The following is a 15452-nucleotide window of genomic DNA, read 5'->3' on the forward strand; positions in this document are numbered from 1 at the left end:
AGGGGGCGGGATGGCGCAAGGCAAGCGCACCCAGCCCTCGGCGGCTGGACTCCCCTATGCGAATTGCACTTGTCGAACCCGATGCGCGCCAGGCCGAAATCATCGAGCGATTGCTCATTTCGGGCGGCCATGCGTGCCGGCACTTTCCCCAGAGCGCTCCGCTCGTCGAAGCGCTCGAAGATGACGCCTTCGATCTGCTGATGGCCGCTTCATGGTGCGGCGACCTCGGCGGCGACGAACTCATCCCGCGCGCGCGCCGTCTGCTGCCTGGCCTGCCCGCCATCGTGCTGATGGCTTCTCCGCACGAAAGCGAAATCGTCGCGAGCCTGCAAGCGGGCGCCGACGACTGCATCGCCAAGCCCGTGCGCGGTCCCGAAATGCTCGCGCGCATCGACGCCTTGCTGCGCCGTGCGGGCGTGCGCCGTCCGCGCAATCGCGCGCGCCATGGCTTCGGCGATTATCTGTTCGACTCCGCGCGCTACGAAGTGTCGTTCAGGGGCCAGACCGTCACGCTCACGCCGAAGGAGTTCCGCTTCGCGCTGCTGCTGTTCACCAACGCATCGCGCCCCGTTTCCCGGGCGCGCATTCTTGAAACCGTCTGGAATCTGAACCGCGACGTTCGGTCGCGCACGCTCGATACGCATGCTTCGCGGCTGCGCAGCAAATTGCAGCTCGGACCCGAACACGGCTGGCGTCTGACAACGTTGTATGGTTACGGCTACCAGCTTGAGCGGTTACCTATAACAAACGAGGAGGACGCTGACTTTGCCGACGCGAATGTCAGAAGCCCGGAAAAGTTATAATATCCGGCAAAATCTTCGCCCCACGGTATGCAGCTTCTAACGATCGGAATCAATCACCACACCGCGCCCGTCGCCTTGCGCGAACGCGTGGCGTTTCCGCTCGAACAGATCAAACCGGCCCTCGCGATGTTCAAGGACGCGTGGTCCGGCGGGCGGCGCAGCCTGAACGCCCCCGAAGCCGCCATCCTCTCCACCTGCAACCGCACAGAACTCTATTGCGCGACCGACGCGCAAAGCTCGCGCGATTCCGCTGTGGAATGGCTCTCGCACTACCACGGCATCCGCACCGAGGAACTCGCGCCCCACGTCTACACGCTGCCGCAGTCCGAGGCCGTGCGCCATGCGTTCCGAGTGGCGTCGGGGCTCGATTCGATGGTGCTCGGCGAAACGCAGATCGTCGGCCAGATGAAGACCGCGGTGCGCACCGCCACCGAGGCCGGCGCGCTCGGCACCTATTTGAACCAGCTGTTCCAGCGCACCTTCGCGGTAGCCAAGGAAGTGCGCAGCACGACCGAGATCGGCGCGCAGTCGGTTTCGCTCGCCGCCGCCGCCGTGCGCCTCGCGCAGCGCATCTTCGACAAGATCGCCAACCAGCGCGTGCTGTTCATCGGCGCGGGCGAGATGATCGAACTGTGCGCCGCGCACTTCGCCGCGCAGCAGCCGCGCGAACTCGTGGTGGCGAACCGCACCGCCGAACGCGGGCGCACTGTCGCCGAACGCTTCGGCGGTCATGCAATTCCGCTCTCGGACCTGCCCGCGCGCATGCACGAGTTTGACATCATCGTCTCGTGCACGGCGTCCACGCTGCCGATCATCGGCCTGGGCGCCGTCGAGCGTGCCGTGAAGGCGCGCCGCCATCGACCGATCTTCATGGTCGACCTCGCGGTGCCGCGCGACATCGAACCCGAAGTCGGCGAGCTCGAAGACGTGTTCCTCTATACCGTCGACGACCTCGGCACGATCGTGCGCGAAGGCAACGCCTCGCGCCAGGCCGCCGTGGCGCAGGCCGAGACCATCATCGAAACGCGCGTCGCGAACTTCATGCAGTGGCTCGACACGCGCAGCATCGTGCCGGTCATCCGCCACATGCACACCCAGGCCGACGCCCTGCGCCGCGCCGAACTCGAGCGCGCGCGCAAGCTGCTCGCGCGCGGCGACGACCCCGCGGCCGTGCTCGAAGCGCTGTCGCAGTCGCTCACCAACAAGCTGATTCACGGCCCGACGCACGCGCTCAACACGTCGAGCGGCGAAAACCGCGATTCGCTCATCGAGTTGATGAGCGGCTTCTACCGCCATGGCCAGCCCGCCAGGAGCGGTGATGCTGCATCATCGTCCGAAGCCGCAGATTCGAACACCGCGAACGCGTCCGACGCCCCGGAAGACGCTTCCGGCCGTTAGCGGCTCTCGCCGCCCGCCGCGCCTCGCGCGGCATGCATCCCGAAGCCTGGGCCCCCGGCCCGCCGCCCCTTTCCCGCAGTCCTTTCCGGAGCCCGCTCCGCACCGCCCGATGAAAACGAGCATGCAATCGAAGCTCGACCAGCTGACTACCCGCCTGGCCGAGCTGAACGACCTGTTGAGCCGTCCCGACGTGACGTCGAACCGCGACCAGTACCGCAAGCTCACACGCGAGCACGCGGAATTGGGGCCGGTGGTCGAGCATTACGCACAATGGCGGGCTGCGCTCGCCGACGAAGCGGCCGCGAAAGAGCTGCTCGCCGATGCATCGATGCGCGACTTCGCCGAAGACGAGGTGAAAGCCGCACGCGAGCGCATGGCGCGATTGCAGCACGAGCTGCAGATGATGCTCCTGCCGAAGGACCCCAACGACGATCGTAACGTCTTCCTCGAAATCCGCGCGGGCACGGGCGGCGACGAGTCGGCGCTGTTCGCGGGCGACCTGCTGCGCATGTACCTGCGCTACGCGGAACGCAATCGCTGGCAGATCGAGATGATGTCGGCGAGCGAGTCGGACCTCGGCGGCTACAAGGAAGTGATCGTGCGCATCGCGGGCGAAGCCGCCTATTCGAAGCTCAAGTTCGAGTCGGGCGGGCATCGCGTGCAACGCGTGCCGGCCACCGAAACGCAGGGCCGCATCCACACCTCGGCGTGCACGGTCGCGGTGATGCCCGAAGCCGACGAGATCGGCGAGGTCGAGATCAATCCCGCCGATCTGCGCATCGACACGTTCCGCGCCTCCGGCGCGGGCGGTCAGCACATCAACAAGACGGATTCGGCCGTGCGCGTGACGCACCTGCCGACCGGCATCGTGGTCGAGTGCCAGGACGACCGCTCGCAGCACAAGAACAAGGACCGCGCGCTCAAGGTGCTCGCGGCGCGCATCAAGGACAAGCAATACCAGGAGCAGCACGCGAAGGAAGCGGCCACGCGCAAGAGCCTCGTGGGCTCGGGCGACCGCTCGGAGCGCATCCGCACCTACAACTTTCCGCAAGGGCGCCTCACCGATCACCGCATCAACCTGACACTCTATCGTCTCGAAGCAATCATGGACGGCGATCTCGACGAGCTGATCGGCGCACTGGTTTCCGAGCATCAGGCCGAGCAGCTGGCCTCGCTCGGCGACGCCGATTGAGCGCGCGTTTATCGTGAGCGAACCAATAGTCACCGCCGATGCCCTGCTGCGCGCCTCGCCCCTCGCCGCGCTCGAGACGCGCGTGCTGCTCATGCACGTGCTCGGCTGGCGCCGCACGGAGCTGATCACGCGCGGCGAGCGTCCACTCGAAGCCGCGCAGATCGACGCTTATCGCGCACTCGAAGCGCGCCGCGTTCAGGGCGAACCCATCGCGCAGATCGTGGGCGCGCGCGAGTTCTACGGCCTGAACTTCGACGTCACGCCCGACGTGCTGATTCCGCGCCCCGAAACCGAGCTGCTCGTGGAAACGGCCCTGGCCGCCATGGAAGGTCTCGCGCAGCCGCGCGTGCTCGATCTGGGCACGGGCAGCGGCGCGATCGCGGTGACCATCGCCTCGGCGCGGCCCGATGCGCGCGTGTGGGCCGTCGACCGCTCGCAGGCCGCGCTCGACGTGGCCGCGCGCAACGCCGCGAAGCTGCTCGCCGCCCGGCGCCCGGGCGGCGCGCTCACCTTCGTGGCCGCCAGCTGGTACGACGCGCTCGATCCTGCATTGCGCTTCGATGTCATCGTGAGCAATCCGCCCTATATCGCGAGCGGCGACCCGCATCTCGCGCAAGGCGACCTGCGCTTCGAGCCGCGCGGCGCCCTCACCGACGAAGCCGACGGCCTCACGGCGCTGCGCACGATCGTCGCCGGCGCGCCGGCGCACCTCGCGCCGGGCGGCGTGCTTTGGATGGAGCACGGCTACGATCAGGCGGCGGCGGTGCGTGCGCTGCTCGAAGCGCAAGGTTTCGCCGATGTTCACTCACAAGCCGATCTGGCTGGCATCGAACGCATCAGCGGCGCACGCCTCGTGAACTAGCCGCGATCGGGCAATACGCGCCAGGGCATGCCCGGCCCGCGCAGGCGAAATCCGCTATCATTTCGTTCTGCACTCATTGTTTTCAGCACCCATTTATCCCAAGGTCAGACATGGACACCCAACAGCGCATCAAGCAGATCGTCGACGAAAACGCCGTCGTCCTCTTCATGAAGGGCAACGCGCAGTTTCCGATGTGCGGCTTCTCCGGCCGCGCAGTGCAGATCCTGAAAGCCTGCGGCGTCGAGCAGTTCAAGACCGTCAACGTGCTCGAGGACGACGAAGTCCGCCAGGGCATCAAGGAATTCTCGAACTGGCCGACCATTCCGCAGCTTTATGTGAAGGGCGAATTCATCGGCGGTTCGGACATCATGATGGAGATGTACCAGAACGGCGAACTGCAGCAGCTGTTCACCGCGGCGTAAAGCCGTTTGAAGCGAGGCGGCGCGGCGCAAGCCCGCCGCCTTGTTTGCTCCCATCGCTGGCCCCGCCTTCGCGTTTTCTCGCGCCCCGCCTTTCGTGAACCCCACGCCTACTGCATCTATTGCCCCGCCCTCCCGCCGCCTGATCGTCGCGATCACGGGCGCCACGGGCGCGATCTACGGCGTGCGCATGCTTGACACACTGCGCCGTCTTGGCGGCGTCGAAACGCATCTGCTGATTTCGTCGGCCGGCTGGCTCAACATCCAGCACGAGCTGCAGCTCACGAAAGACGACCTCCACGCCCGCGCCGATGTCGTGCATTCGGTGCGCGACGTGGGCGCCACGATTGCCTCGGGCTCGTTCGCGACCGACGGCATGATCGTCGCGCCCTGCTCGATGAAGACGCTCGCGAGCATCGCGCACGGCCTCTCCGACAACCTGATCGCCCGCGCCGCCGACGTCACGCTCAAGGAGCGCCGACGCCTCGTGCTGCTCGTGCGCGAGACGCCGCTCAATCTCGCGCATCTGCGCAACATGACCGCCGTGACCGAGATGGGCGGCGTGATCTTTCCGCCGCTGCCGGCGTTCTACAACCAGCCTGCCAGCATCGACGAAATGGTCGATCACACGGTCGCGCGCGTGCTCGATCTGTTCGCGCTAGGCCCGGCGCTCTCGCCGGCCTGGCCCGGCTTGCGCGGCGCTGCGGACTGATTTTCGCCCGCCTCGTCGATTATCAACATGGGCGACACAATCAATTCCCTTTCGCCCCGTTTAATTCGCGCGGGTTGAGTCTTATATTGATCGTAATTCGACACTTTCCGGCCGCTGCGCGCGGCCAGCGATCATGACCACCCGTACGCCTACCTTATTCCTCTCGCACGGCGCGCCCACGCTGCCGATCGACCCGTCGCTGCCGTCCGGCGGCTTTACGACGCTCGCGCAACATCTGCCGCGTCCGAAGTCCGTGTTGATACTCTCCGCGCACTGGAACACGCTCAAGCCCGTCGTGAGCACGGCCCAGCGACCCGAAACCATCCACGACTTTTATGGCTTTCCGCGCGCGCTCTACGAGATCCAGTACCCCGCGCCCGGCGCGCCCGAGACCGCGCAGCGTGCGGCGGCGCTGCTGCGTGCACGGGGTGTCCCCGTGGACGAAGAGGTGCACGGCCTCGATCACGGCGCCTGGGTGCCCATGTTGCTGATGTTCCCCGATGCCGACGTGCCCGTCGCGCAGCTCTCGATCCAGCCGCACGCCGACGCCGCTCACCACTTCGCGCTCGGCCGCGCCCTGCGGGAACTGCGTGATGAAGGCGTGATGGTGATTGGCTCCGGCCAGATCACGCACAACCTGCGCGCGGCGGACTTCTCGGCGCGCCCCGAAGACGCCGATCCGCGCGTGACCGAATTCACCGACTGGTTCGAAGCGCGCCTCGCCGCGCGCGACATCGACGCCCTGCTCGATTACCGCAATCAGGCGCCGCATGCAGTGCTCATGCACCCGACCGATGAGCATCTGCTGCCAGTCTTCGCCGCGCTCGGCGCCGCCGATGACGACTACACACTGGGCGTCCAGTCGCTCGGCACCTATCAGCGCGCGCTCGCGATGACGAACTACGTATTCGGATCGGCCGTCCAGTAGCGTCAGTGCCGCCGCATCAAGCAACAAGGCCCGCCTGAATCGCTTCAGGCGGGCCTTGTGTGGGTCTTGCATCGCGCAATACGCTTAGTGCGCGCCGATGCCCTCGAGCACTTCATCGTGCTCGTCACGCTCCTTCAGGTACGGCGTGCGATAACCCGAGTTCACGCCCCAGTAGTAGAAGCCGAGCGAGACGATCGCGACCACCAGCATGTCCCAGCCATAGGGCAGGACGTTGAGGCCGCCGAACTGCTTGCTGCCGATCAGCGACAGGAGTGCCATCGCCGGCAGGTATGCGCACAGCCACCATGCGGCCTTCAGATCCTGGCCCCAGCCGTCGAAGCCCGTCTTGCCCTGATAGTAGAAGTACACCGGCAGCGCGACGATCATCAGAAGGATGATTTCGCCGGTCAGCGGCCACTTCGCCCAGTACAGGATCATCGACGCGCACACGAACGCGAACGGCGCGATGACCTTCATGAACGGCACGGAAAGCGGACGCTGGAGCTCCGGAGCAGCGCGCTTGAGCGCCATCAGCGCGATCGGGCCGGTGAGATACGAAATGACGGTCGCCACCGAGATCACCGCCGCGAGCGAGCTCCAGCCGCGGAAGAAGAACATGAAGATGAACGAGACGAGCAGGTTGAACCACATCGCCTGACGCGGCACGCCGTAGAACGGGTGCACGTTGCCGAACATCTTGGGCATCGTGCCGTTGCGCTCCATCGCGTAGATCATGCGCGAGGTCGTGGCCATGTAGGTCGTGCCGGTGCCGCTCGGGCTCACGAACGCGTCCACGTAGAGCAGGATCGCGAGCCAGTTCAGGTTCAGCGCAATCGCGAGTTCAGCGAACGGCGACTTGAAGTTGAAGGTGTTCCAACCCTTCATCACGTCGTCCGGGCTGACCGCGCCGATATAGGCAACCTGCAGCAGCACATAGATCACGAGCGCGCAGAGGATCGAGCCGATCACCGCGAACGGCACGCTCTTCGAAGGGTTGCGTGCCTCACCGGCGAGGTTGATCGGGCTCTGGAAGCCGTTGAACGCGAACACGATGCCGCTGGTTGCCACGGCCGTGAACACCGCCGACCAGCCATACGGCGCGAAGTCGGTCGACTGGCCGAAGTTCTCGTGGTGGAAGCCGGTCGCCATCAGGCCCGCGATCGTGAGACCCGGAATGATGAACTTGAAGATCGTGATGGCGCTGTTGGCGCGCGCGAAGAGCTTCACGCCCCAGTAGTTGAGCATGAAGTAAATGATCACGAGCAGCGCGGAGAGGAACAAGCCCGATGAGGTCAGCTCACCGTTCACGAACAGCGCGTGCGCCCATGGATAGGGCCAGGTGCTCATGTACTGGATCGAGGCCTCGGCTTCGATCGGAATCACCGAGACAATGGCGATCCAGTTGGCCCAGGCGCTGATGAAGCCCACCAGCGCGCCGTGCGAGTAGCGCGCATAGCGCACCATGCCGCCCGATTCGGGGAACATCGCGCCAAGCTCGGCGTAGGTGAGTGCAATCGCCAGAATGACCACGGCGCCGATGATCCAGGCACAAATGGCGGCGGGACCGGCAATCTTGGCTGCCTTCCACGCGCCGAACAGCCAGCCCGAACCGATGATCGACCCGAGGCCGGTAAACATCAGCGCGAACGGGCCGATGTTCCGTTGAATTGAACTTTTCACGTCTTCTCCTGTTTCAAGAGCAGTTCGACGCCGCTTGTCCCGTCTGTTGTGCGGGCGGGTTTCGACAGCGGTCGCACCTGCGTACGACTGGATTGCACCTTTAAGCGCAACCCATTCGCGGCGCGTAGTTTAACGGTTGCACCAGAAAAACGCCTCGGAAATCTCTACGGCCCTACAAAAAAAACAGTCACTTAGCAAGCTTTGTAAGGCTTCGTTTCGACCCCGGCGTAAAAATATGTCGAATTAGCCTGGACCCTGGTTGACCTTGCTGCCAATTAGCCGTATAAAGTCCGAGCAGGATTTCAAGCGGCGAGTGTGAATAGGTCTTTCGTAGTTCGCCCATCAACGGTACTCCGGCTGGTCCCATACCCCTTCCTTGATTTTCGTGCACCTCTTTGGCCTCGGCCTTCATTCATTTTTAGGAAAGTATTATGGAAACCGGTACCGTCAAGTGGTTCAATGACGCTAAGGGCTTTGGCTTTATCACCCCGGACGGCGGCGGCGAAGATCTGTTCGCGCACTTCTCGGAAATCAAGGTCGACGGCTTCAAGACGCTGCAAGAGAACCAAAAGGTTCAATTCGAAGTCCGTACGGGCCCTAAGGGCAAGCAAGCTGCAAACATCAAGCCGGTCTAAGTACCCGCTCTGAGTGTCGGGGCTCCAACCTCTAGCCCTGACCAGCAAGCTTACCGAAAAACCCCACGCTTCCTCTGGAAAGTGGGGTTTTTTGTTGCCTGGTCGTTTTGTCGATGAATTTCGCGGTGAAACGCCAGTGCGCTGCCACCGCGCGATTCAGCCGAACAGGCGCTGCGCGTGGATGCCCAGCCCCGTCGCCACGCTGGCGAGGCGGTCGCCGAACACGGGCTGCGCCTGCGGGAAGGCCTCGGCGAGCGCCTGAGTCAGGAACAGCAGGCCGGTGGAGCCGCCCGTGAAATAGAGCGCGTTGACCGCGCCCGACGCCACGCCGGCCGCCTGCACGGTATCGCGCGCGGCCTGCACGATTCGGCGCGTTTCCTCGCGGCCGGCATCGATCAGCTGCACGTCGTCGAATGCGAGGCGCAGATCGGCTTCCACCTGCTCCAGATCGATCATCGTCTCCCCGCCCGCCGACACCCCGATCTTCGCCTCTTCCGCATGCGCCATCAGCGCATGGCCCAGACGCCACTCGACCACGCGCATCAGGCGGTCGTGGTGCACGCTGTTGCCATAGAGGTGACGCATGAGCTTGAGCTCGGTCATCCGCTTGGGCGGATAGACCGTGTTGATGAGATGCCAGGTCGCGAGATCGAAATAGACGCGGTTAGGCACCTCGCGGCCCTCCGGGTCGAGCGACTGATAGCCGAGTTCGCGCAGGATCGTCGCGAGCTCCACGCGGCGGTCGAAATCCGTGCCGGCGACGTGCACGCCGTGGTGGGCGAGCACGTCGCCTTTGCGCTCGAGTTGCGTCATGCGCTGCGGCCCGACGCGCACGAGAGAAAAATCCGAGGTGCCGCCGCCGATGTCCGCCACCAGCACCAAGCCCTCTTCGGTCAGGCGCGACTCGTAGTCGAACGCCGCCGCAATCGGCTCGTACTGGAACTCGATCTCCGTAAAGCCCACTGCACGCGCCGCCGCTTCGAGCTGGTCCTGCGCGAGCTGGTCGGCGCGCGGGTCTTCGTCGACGAAAAATACCGGGCGGCCCAGCACTGCGCGCGTAATGGGCGCCCCCGCACAACGCTCGGCGCTGCGCTTCAGGTGCTCCAGAAAAATCGCGATGATTTCCGTGTAGCGAATCGCGCTGCCGTCGCCGAGATCGGTCGTGCTCTCCGCGAGCGGGGAGCCGAGGATGCTCTTCATCGAGCGCATGAGGCGCCCGTCGAAGCCATCGATATACGAGGTCAGCGCCGCGCGGCCGAATTCGCGCGTGTGCTCGTCGATATTGAAGAACACCGAGGTGGGCAGCGTGGTATGCGCGCCCTCAACAGGCGCGAGGCGCATGGCGTCGCCGGGCATGGCGCCTGGCAACGCCACGGCCGAATTGGAAGTACCGAAGTCGATTGCGCAAAACGGGGTCATGGCAATGACGCGCAGCGGGCGCGCGCAAGGAGGAAGGCTGGGAGGACCGGCTTTGTATCACGAAAGCGCGGCACGGGGCAACCGAAGGGCGGTGATGCGTCCCCGCAAGAAAAAACGCGCGGGCTGCGCCGCGCGTTTCGTTCACTGCTGTTTTTTTCGCTGCCGCCCTTGCTGCGCCGGGCGGTGGCCTACGCTACGCCTCGGGCCGCATCATCCCTTGAAGGGCTGCTTCCAGGCATTCGCGTAGGCGATCTCGCCCACCGCCGAGCGCGTGCGCTCCGCCTTTTCGCGGTCGCGCAGCACCGGGTCGAGCTTCTCGGCGTCGCCGTAATGGCCGATCGAGATGAACGCGAGCGGCTCCACGTCGTTCGGCAGCGCGAACTCCTTGCGGAATGCGTTCACGTCGAAGCCGCTCATCTGGTGCGCGGCCAGTCCCAGCGCGTGGGCCTGGAGCACCAGCGACATGGCCGCCGCACCCGCGTCATACTGCGCCGTGCGGTTCACCTCGCCCTTCGCGTTGAGCGTCTGCGCCGTCACCGCGATCAGGATCGGCGCGGGCGCGTTCCATTGCTGGTTGAACGGCACGAGCGTCGAGAAAGCGCGCTTGAACGCGACTTCATCGGCCGAGCGGTCGAATACGATGAAGCGCCACGGCTGCAAGTTGTAGCCCGACGGCGCCCAACGCGCGGCCTCGATCACGGCGTGCAGCGCCTCGCGCGAAACCGGCTCGCTCGAATACGCACGCGGGCTCCAGCGGCCGGCGATCAGTTCGTGGATGGGCACGGCTGTCGGTGCGGGTTTGTGCTTCGTCATGCCTTGTCTGTCCTTGAGGGTTGAGGGCGCTCGCCCGAGGCCAACAGCATACCTGCGCCCAGTGAAACGCGCTCAGGCAAAAAAGTTGGGGGGTTCGGTGTACTTCAACCGGTTGCGCCACTCAAGCCGTCTGCACCCCGACCGCCCGCGGTCCGCGATTGATGCGCAGCACGAGAAACGAAGCGATCAGGCACAGGCCGCCCGAGATCATCGAGGCCACTGTGTACGTGCCGAGGCTCGAGCGCAGCAGCCCCGCGCCGAAGGCCGCGAACGCCGCACCCAGCTGGTGGCCGGCGACCACCCAGCCAAAGATGATCGGCGCGCGCTCCTTGCCGTAGACATCGGTGGCAAGACGCACGGTCGGCGGCACGGTCGCGATCCAGTCGAGCCCGTAGAACACGGCGAAGATCGGCAGTCCAAAGAAGTCGATGCCGAAAGCGTGCGGCAGATAAATGAGCGACAGGCCGCGCAACCCGTAGTACCAGAACAGCAGCACGCGGGCGTTGAATCGATCGGAGAGCCAGCCCGAAAGCGTGGTGCCGAAAAGATCGAAGATGCCCATCGTCGCGAGCAGCGAAGCGCCCTGCACTTCCGTCATGCCATAGTCGCCGCACATCGCGATGAGGTGCGTGCCGACATAGCCGTTCGTGCTCGCACCGCAGATGAAGAAGCTGAAAAAGAGCAGCCAGAAGTCGCGCGTGCGGCTAGCCGACGTGAGAGCGCCGAACGCGAGCTTGATCGGATTTTGTTGCGGCGCCGGCGGCACGACAGGCGCGTCATGCGGCTCGCCGTACGGGCGCAGCTGCATGCTGGCCGGCCGCTCCGGCAAGAGGAACGCCACGAGCGGCAGCACGACGGCGGCCGCCACCGCAACCACCAGCACCACGGGCTGCCAGCCGTGCTTTTGCGCAATCGCCGCGAGAAAAGGCAGGAACACGAGTTGTCCAGTGGCCGAGCTCGCGGTGAGCACGCCCATCGCGAGGCCGCGATGAGTGGTGAACCAGCGCGTCACCACGGTCGCCGAAAGCGAGAGCGCCGCCACGCCTGTCGCGCCGCCCACCATCACGCCCCAGATCAGAATCATCTGCCACGGATGCGTCATCAGCGCGGAAAGCGCCACGCCCGCCGCCATCGTGCCGAGCGCCGCCAGCAGCGTGGGCCGCACGCCGAAGCGCTGCATCGCTGCCGCTGCGAACGGCCCCATGAGCCCGTACAGCGCGATGTTTATCGAAATCGCCAGCGAGATCGTCGCGCGGCTCCAGCCGAATTGGTGCTCGAGCGGCACCATCATCACGCTCGGCGTCGCGCGCGTGCCGGCCGCCGCCAGCAACACGAGAAACACCACCGCCACGACGATCCATCCATAGTGGAAACGTCCGCCGACCATCCTCGCTGCCCAGTTCATCGATGCTCCTCTTGCTCCGTCTGGAGCCAGCTTCGTTGACATTTTTGTCTGCCTGCTCGCCTGTGGGTCGCGCCGATTGTTACCGGTCGGTCACAAGTGTGTTGCGATAGTAGTGACCGCTCGGTAACATGTCAAGCGTAACTCCGATGACGAGATGCCTAAAATGTCCAACCAGCCCAAGCGTGAAGATGCTGCTCCAACCGCCTCCGCCACGCCCGGCGCGCCGCGCGCGGGCCGCACCCGCACCCAGACGGCCGGGCCGCGAGCCCAGGAGCATCTGCTGCGCGCGGCGGACGAATTGTTCTATCGGGAAGGCGTGCGCGCGGTTGGCATCGAAGCCGTGGTCGAACGCGCGGGCGTGAACAAGATGAGCCTGTACCGGCAGTTCTCGTCGAAGGACGATCTGGTGGTCGCGTATCTGAAGCGCTGCGACGAGCGCTTCTTCGAGCGCTTCGATGCGAGCATCGCGAAGCATCCCGGCGATCCCGCGAAGCAATTGGTCCAGTATTTCGAGGATCTCGCCCAGCGCGCCTCCGCGGCCGATTACCGTGGCTGCCCGTTCGTCAACGTCTCGGCGGAGTTTCCGGACGCCATGCATCCGGCACGGCAGAGCGTGGCCGGCAACAAGTTGAAGCTGATCGCGCGGCTGAACGAACTCGCGCACGCCGCCAACGCGGCCGACCCCGCGGCGCTCGCCGACGAACTCGCGCTGCTGATCGAAGGCGTCTACGCGGCAAGCCAGACCTACGGACCTGGCTGCGGGCCGATCCTCGCCGCACCGCGCATGGCGAAGTTGCTGATCGACGCGGCGTGTCGCCCGCCGCACGGGTCCCGCTGACACGCCAGTAGAATGCCGCCATGACCGATACCCCCGCTCCCCGCTCCACGGGCGCCCAGCCCGAAAACGCCGAAATTCTCACCGCCACCCGCCACTGGCTGACGCGCGCCGTGATCGGCCTGAACCTCTGCCCGTTCGCGAAAAGCGTGCATGTGAAGGGCCAGATCCGCTACGCGATCAGCGAGGCGACCGATCTGGAAGGCGTGCTGGCCGACCTGGAAACCGAACTGCGCACGCTTGCGGATGCCGCGCCCGAGCAGCTCGACACGACCCTGCTAATCCTCCCGCATGCATTCGCCGACTTCCTCGACTACAACGACGCGCTGCACTTCGCCGACATGCTGCTCGCGCAGCTGCGTCTTGAAGGTACGCTGCAGATCGCGAGCTTCCATCCCGACTATCGGTTCGAGGGCACCGAGCCCGATGACATCGAGAACTACACGAACCGCGCGCCGTATCCAATCCTGCACCTGTTGCGCGAGGCCAGCATCGAGCGCGCCGTGGACGCATTTCCCGACGCCGCCGACATCTACGAACGCAATCAGGAAACGCTGCGGCGCCTCGGCCTCGAAGGCTGGCGCGCGTGGATGGCGAAGCGCAACGAAGATTGAACCGCGCCGCCCGCTTGAGCGGTTAAGGGGCGGTCAATGTACTACCCGGCGCTCGACACGCCAGCCGGCTCGCCCGCATCGGCGCCATCGACGAAATAGCGCTCGCGCAGCTCCGCAAGCCCGAAGGTGTCGAGAATCTCGTTGAGCCGCTCCGAAGGACGGCGTCGCGGCAGATTCTTGTACTGCGCGATGATGAGCTCGTTCTTCATCGAGTGCTCCCAGCCCACCAGTTCCGTCACGCTCACCTGATAACCATGCGCCTCCAGTTGCAGGCAACGCAGCACATTGGTGATCTGGCTGCCGAACTCGCGCGTATGCAGCGGATGGCGCCAGATTTCGGTGAGCGCCTGACCCAGTGACTTGCCTTTGTTCCGGCGCAGCACGCCCGCCACTTCGGCCTGGCAGCACGGCACCACGACGATATAGCGCGCGTGCTTCTTGAGCGCGAAGCGCAGGGCGTCGTCGGTGGCGGTATCGCACGCGTGCAATGCCGTGACGATGTCGACCGTCGGCGGCAGCTGCGTGGAAGTAATTGAATCGGCCACCGAAAGATTGAGAAACGACATACCGGGAAAGCCGAGCCGCTGCGCGAGTTCGCGAGAACGCTGCACCAGCTCGTCGCGCGTCTCGATGCCGAAGATGCGCGAGTTGTCGTGCAGCTCCTTGAAAAAGAGGTCATACAGGATAAAACCCAGGTACGACTTGCCCGCGCCGTGGTCGACGAGCGTAACGTCGCGGCCATCCTGCTTGAGGTCCTTGAGCAGCGGCTCGATGAACTGGAACAGGTGATAGACCTGCTTCAGCTTGCGGCGGCTGTCCTGGTTCATCTTGCCGTCGCGTGTCAGGATATGAAGCTCCTTCAGGAGTTCGATCGACTGGTTCGGACGGATTTCGTAAGTCTTGCTTGACATCGGGTCGGCACAAAAGAGAGGCGTCAATTGCCACGAAACGTGCGGCAGGCGACGGAACGCGGTGAGTAGATCTGACATTTTACGGAAAAAGCTCAAAGAGGCTGCGGACCAGAGGGGACGGCCCGATAGCCCCACAGTTGGAAGGTTGTTGCGTCCGGATCGCTGACCCACGTCCGGACGGCAGGGAGGGGTTGATTAAAAGAGACGCGGCAGCGCCGAACCGCCGCCGTCCACAAAGGACCAATTTGGGGCGCGACTCACCGGCCAAGGACCGGGAATGCGCGCATGGGAGATCGCTCCGGGTTCACAGGAAGCGATGACACAGGTACGGCGCAGACCCCGCTGCGCGATGACGCACGGTGCTGCGCGACCCTGCATGGGGCATGCAATGAACACGATACCGGACGGTAATGCGGAGCAAAAATTTCAGGCGCTGCTTGCCAAGCTCGTAGAAGTGCCCGAGTGGACGGAAAAGCAGCAACTGGAACTGGAAATGGCCCGCGATATCTCAGTCGAGATGCTGCGGCTTGCCGAGGAAATGCGCGATGGCGCGGCGGATCTCGAGAACTGCCTGATCCTGCTGAAGTACGCCAAAGTGCTCGATTTCGTGATGTCCGCTCTGGCGGCACGCAGGGACATCAAGCCGCAAACGCTCAGGGTGATCTTCAAGCTGGCCGGCCTGAGAGTCGACGAGGCCTATCCAGGTTAGCCAACCTGGCGCGGCAGGCCTTGGCCAGCCGCCGCTGAAACAGCATTCGGGCAGGCACTACCGCCTGCCGCAACCAGGCCCGGCACCACGCCGGGCCACCTTTCTTTTGATGTCCGA

General features: G+C 64.8%; 16 protein-coding genes. 11 read left to right on the plus strand and 5 right to left on the minus strand.

Annotated elements, in window-relative coordinates; translation table 11 throughout:
• The first annotated feature begins 56 nt into the window (after positions 1 to 56).
• The 7 genes from P5W98_RS12845 (at position 57) to P5W98_RS12875 (ending at position 6314) form a co-directional block, all read left to right on the plus strand.
• A complete protein-coding gene (locus P5W98_RS12845; RefSeq protein WP_421024854.1) occupies positions 57 to 803 on the plus strand; it encodes a response regulator transcription factor in 747 nt (248 codons plus the stop codon).
• Positions 804 to 830: 27 nt separating this feature from the next.
• On the plus strand, positions 831 to 2201 hold the full coding sequence (gene hemA, locus P5W98_RS12850; protein ID WP_421024855.1) for a glutamyl-tRNA reductase: 1371 nt from the start codon (positions 831 to 833) through the stop codon (positions 2199 to 2201).
• A 109-nt stretch (positions 2202 to 2310) separates the two neighbouring features.
• Positions 2311 to 3393, plus strand: a complete 1083-nt coding sequence (gene prfA, locus P5W98_RS12855; protein WP_035531573.1) for a peptide chain release factor 1 — start codon at positions 2311 to 2313, stop codon at positions 3391 to 3393.
• 13 nt (positions 3394 to 3406) lie between these two features.
• The gene (gene prmC / locus P5W98_RS12860; protein ID WP_421024856.1) at positions 3407 to 4255 is read left to right on the plus strand and encodes a peptide chain release factor N(5)-glutamine methyltransferase; all 849 of its coding nucleotides are present in this window, start codon (positions 3407 to 3409) and stop codon (positions 4253 to 4255) included.
• A gap of 110 nt (positions 4256 to 4365) precedes the next feature.
• Positions 4366 to 4677 (plus strand): Grx4 family monothiol glutaredoxin, encoded by a 312-nt coding sequence (gene grxD / locus P5W98_RS12865; RefSeq protein ID WP_035531579.1) that lies wholly within the window; start codon positions 4366 to 4368, stop codon positions 4675 to 4677.
• A 94-nt stretch (positions 4678 to 4771) separates the two neighbouring features.
• Positions 4772 to 5386 (plus strand): UbiX family flavin prenyltransferase, encoded by a 615-nt coding sequence (locus P5W98_RS12870; protein WP_421024857.1) that lies wholly within the window; start codon positions 4772 to 4774, stop codon positions 5384 to 5386.
• Positions 5387 to 5519: 133 nt separating this feature from the next.
• A complete protein-coding gene (locus P5W98_RS12875) occupies positions 5520 to 6314 on the plus strand; it encodes a DODA-type extradiol aromatic ring-opening family dioxygenase (RefSeq protein WP_421024858.1) in 795 nt (264 codons plus the stop codon).
• An 84-nt stretch (positions 6315 to 6398) separates the two neighbouring features.
• Here the strand turns inward: P5W98_RS12875 and P5W98_RS12880 are convergent, their stop codons facing one another.
• Positions 6399 to 7994: an APC family permease gene (locus P5W98_RS12880; protein WP_421024859.1), complete on the minus strand. Its 1596-nt coding sequence runs from the start codon at positions 7992 to 7994 to the stop codon at positions 6399 to 6401.
• Positions 7995 to 8425: 431 nt separating this feature from the next.
• On the opposite strand from P5W98_RS12880, the gene P5W98_RS12885 reads away from it, so the two are divergent.
• Entirely contained in the window at positions 8426 to 8629 is a 204-nt protein-coding gene (locus P5W98_RS12885; protein ID WP_027797379.1) for a cold-shock protein, read from the plus strand.
• Positions 8630 to 8785: 156 nt separating this feature from the next.
• On the opposite strand, the gene P5W98_RS12890 is transcribed toward P5W98_RS12885, so the two are convergent.
• From P5W98_RS12890 to P5W98_RS12900, 3 genes are all read right to left on the minus strand, one after another.
• Positions 8786 to 10048, minus strand: a complete 1263-nt coding sequence (locus P5W98_RS12890) for an Hsp70 family protein (protein ID WP_421024860.1) — start codon at positions 10046 to 10048, stop codon at positions 8786 to 8788.
• A 210-nt stretch (positions 10049 to 10258) separates the two neighbouring features.
• Positions 10259 to 10861, minus strand: a complete 603-nt coding sequence (locus P5W98_RS12895) for a nitroreductase family protein (RefSeq protein WP_421024861.1) — start codon at positions 10859 to 10861, stop codon at positions 10259 to 10261.
• A 121-nt stretch (positions 10862 to 10982) separates the two neighbouring features.
• Complete coding sequence (locus P5W98_RS12900; protein WP_421024862.1) at positions 10983 to 12266, minus strand: MFS transporter; 1284 nt, start codon at positions 12264 to 12266, stop codon at positions 10983 to 10985.
• 163 nt (positions 12267 to 12429) lie between these two features.
• Between P5W98_RS12900 and P5W98_RS12905 the strand changes: the two genes are divergently transcribed.
• Both P5W98_RS12905 and P5W98_RS12910 read left to right on the plus strand, forming a co-directional pair.
• Complete coding sequence (locus P5W98_RS12905) at positions 12430 to 13104, plus strand: TetR/AcrR family transcriptional regulator (protein WP_421024863.1); 675 nt, start codon at positions 12430 to 12432, stop codon at positions 13102 to 13104.
• A gap of 20 nt (positions 13105 to 13124) precedes the next feature.
• Complete coding sequence (locus tag P5W98_RS12910; RefSeq protein WP_421024864.1) at positions 13125 to 13715, plus strand: DUF1415 domain-containing protein; 591 nt, start codon at positions 13125 to 13127, stop codon at positions 13713 to 13715.
• A 41-nt stretch (positions 13716 to 13756) separates the two neighbouring features.
• Here P5W98_RS12910 and P5W98_RS12915 read toward each other — a convergent pair whose 3' ends face one another.
• On the minus strand, positions 13757 to 14626 hold the full coding sequence (locus P5W98_RS12915; protein WP_421024865.1) for a class I SAM-dependent methyltransferase: 870 nt from the start codon (positions 14624 to 14626) through the stop codon (positions 13757 to 13759).
• A 388-nt stretch (positions 14627 to 15014) separates the two neighbouring features.
• Between P5W98_RS12915 and P5W98_RS12920 the strand changes: the two genes are divergently transcribed.
• Positions 15015 to 15335 carry a DNA-binding protein gene (locus P5W98_RS12920; protein ID WP_421024866.1) on the plus strand — a complete coding sequence of 107 codons (321 nt, stop codon included), beginning with the start codon at positions 15015 to 15017 and terminating at the stop codon, positions 15333 to 15335.
• Positions 15336 to 15452: the final 117 nt, after the last annotated feature.

It is taken from the genome of Paraburkholderia sp. A1BS-2L (assembly GCF_051125205.1).
GTDB lineage: Bacteria > Pseudomonadota > Gammaproteobacteria > Burkholderiales > Burkholderiaceae > Paraburkholderia.

Excerpts from the sequence above, each read along its gene's own strand:
- P5W98_RS12845 (WP_421024854.1), top strand. The coding sequence starts at position 57 with ATGCGAATTGCACTTGTCGAACCCGATGCGCGCCAGGCCGAAATCATC.
- hemA (WP_421024855.1), top strand. The coding sequence starts at position 831 with ATGCAGCTTCTAACGATCGGAATCAATCACCACACCGCGCCCGTCGCC.
- prfA (WP_035531573.1), top strand. The coding sequence starts at position 2,311 with ATGAAAACGAGCATGCAATCGAAGCTCGACCAGCTGACTACCCGCCTG.
- grxD (WP_035531579.1), top strand. The coding sequence starts at position 4,366 with ATGGACACCCAACAGCGCATCAAGCAGATCGTCGACGAAAACGCCGTC.
- P5W98_RS12875 (WP_421024858.1), top strand. The coding sequence starts at position 5,520 with ATGACCACCCGTACGCCTACCTTATTCCTCTCGCACGGCGCGCCCACG.
- P5W98_RS12885 (WP_027797379.1), top strand. The coding sequence starts at position 8,426 with ATGGAAACCGGTACCGTCAAGTGGTTCAATGACGCTAAGGGCTTTGGC.
- P5W98_RS12890 (WP_421024860.1), bottom strand. The coding sequence starts at position 10,048 with ATGACCCCGTTTTGCGCAATCGACTTCGGTACTTCCAATTCGGCCGTG.
- P5W98_RS12895 (WP_421024861.1), bottom strand. The coding sequence starts at position 10,861 with ATGACGAAGCACAAACCCGCACCGACAGCCGTGCCCATCCACGAACTG.
- P5W98_RS12900 (WP_421024862.1), bottom strand. The coding sequence starts at position 12,266 with ATGAACTGGGCAGCGAGGATGGTCGGCGGACGTTTCCACTATGGATGG.
- P5W98_RS12905 (WP_421024863.1), top strand. The coding sequence starts at position 12,430 with ATGTCCAACCAGCCCAAGCGTGAAGATGCTGCTCCAACCGCCTCCGCC.
- P5W98_RS12910 (WP_421024864.1), top strand. The coding sequence starts at position 13,125 with ATGACCGATACCCCCGCTCCCCGCTCCACGGGCGCCCAGCCCGAAAAC.
- P5W98_RS12915 (WP_421024865.1), bottom strand. The coding sequence starts at position 14,626 with ATGTCAAGCAAGACTTACGAAATCCGTCCGAACCAGTCGATCGAACTC.
- P5W98_RS12920 (WP_421024866.1), top strand. The coding sequence starts at position 15,015 with ATGAACACGATACCGGACGGTAATGCGGAGCAAAAATTTCAGGCGCTG.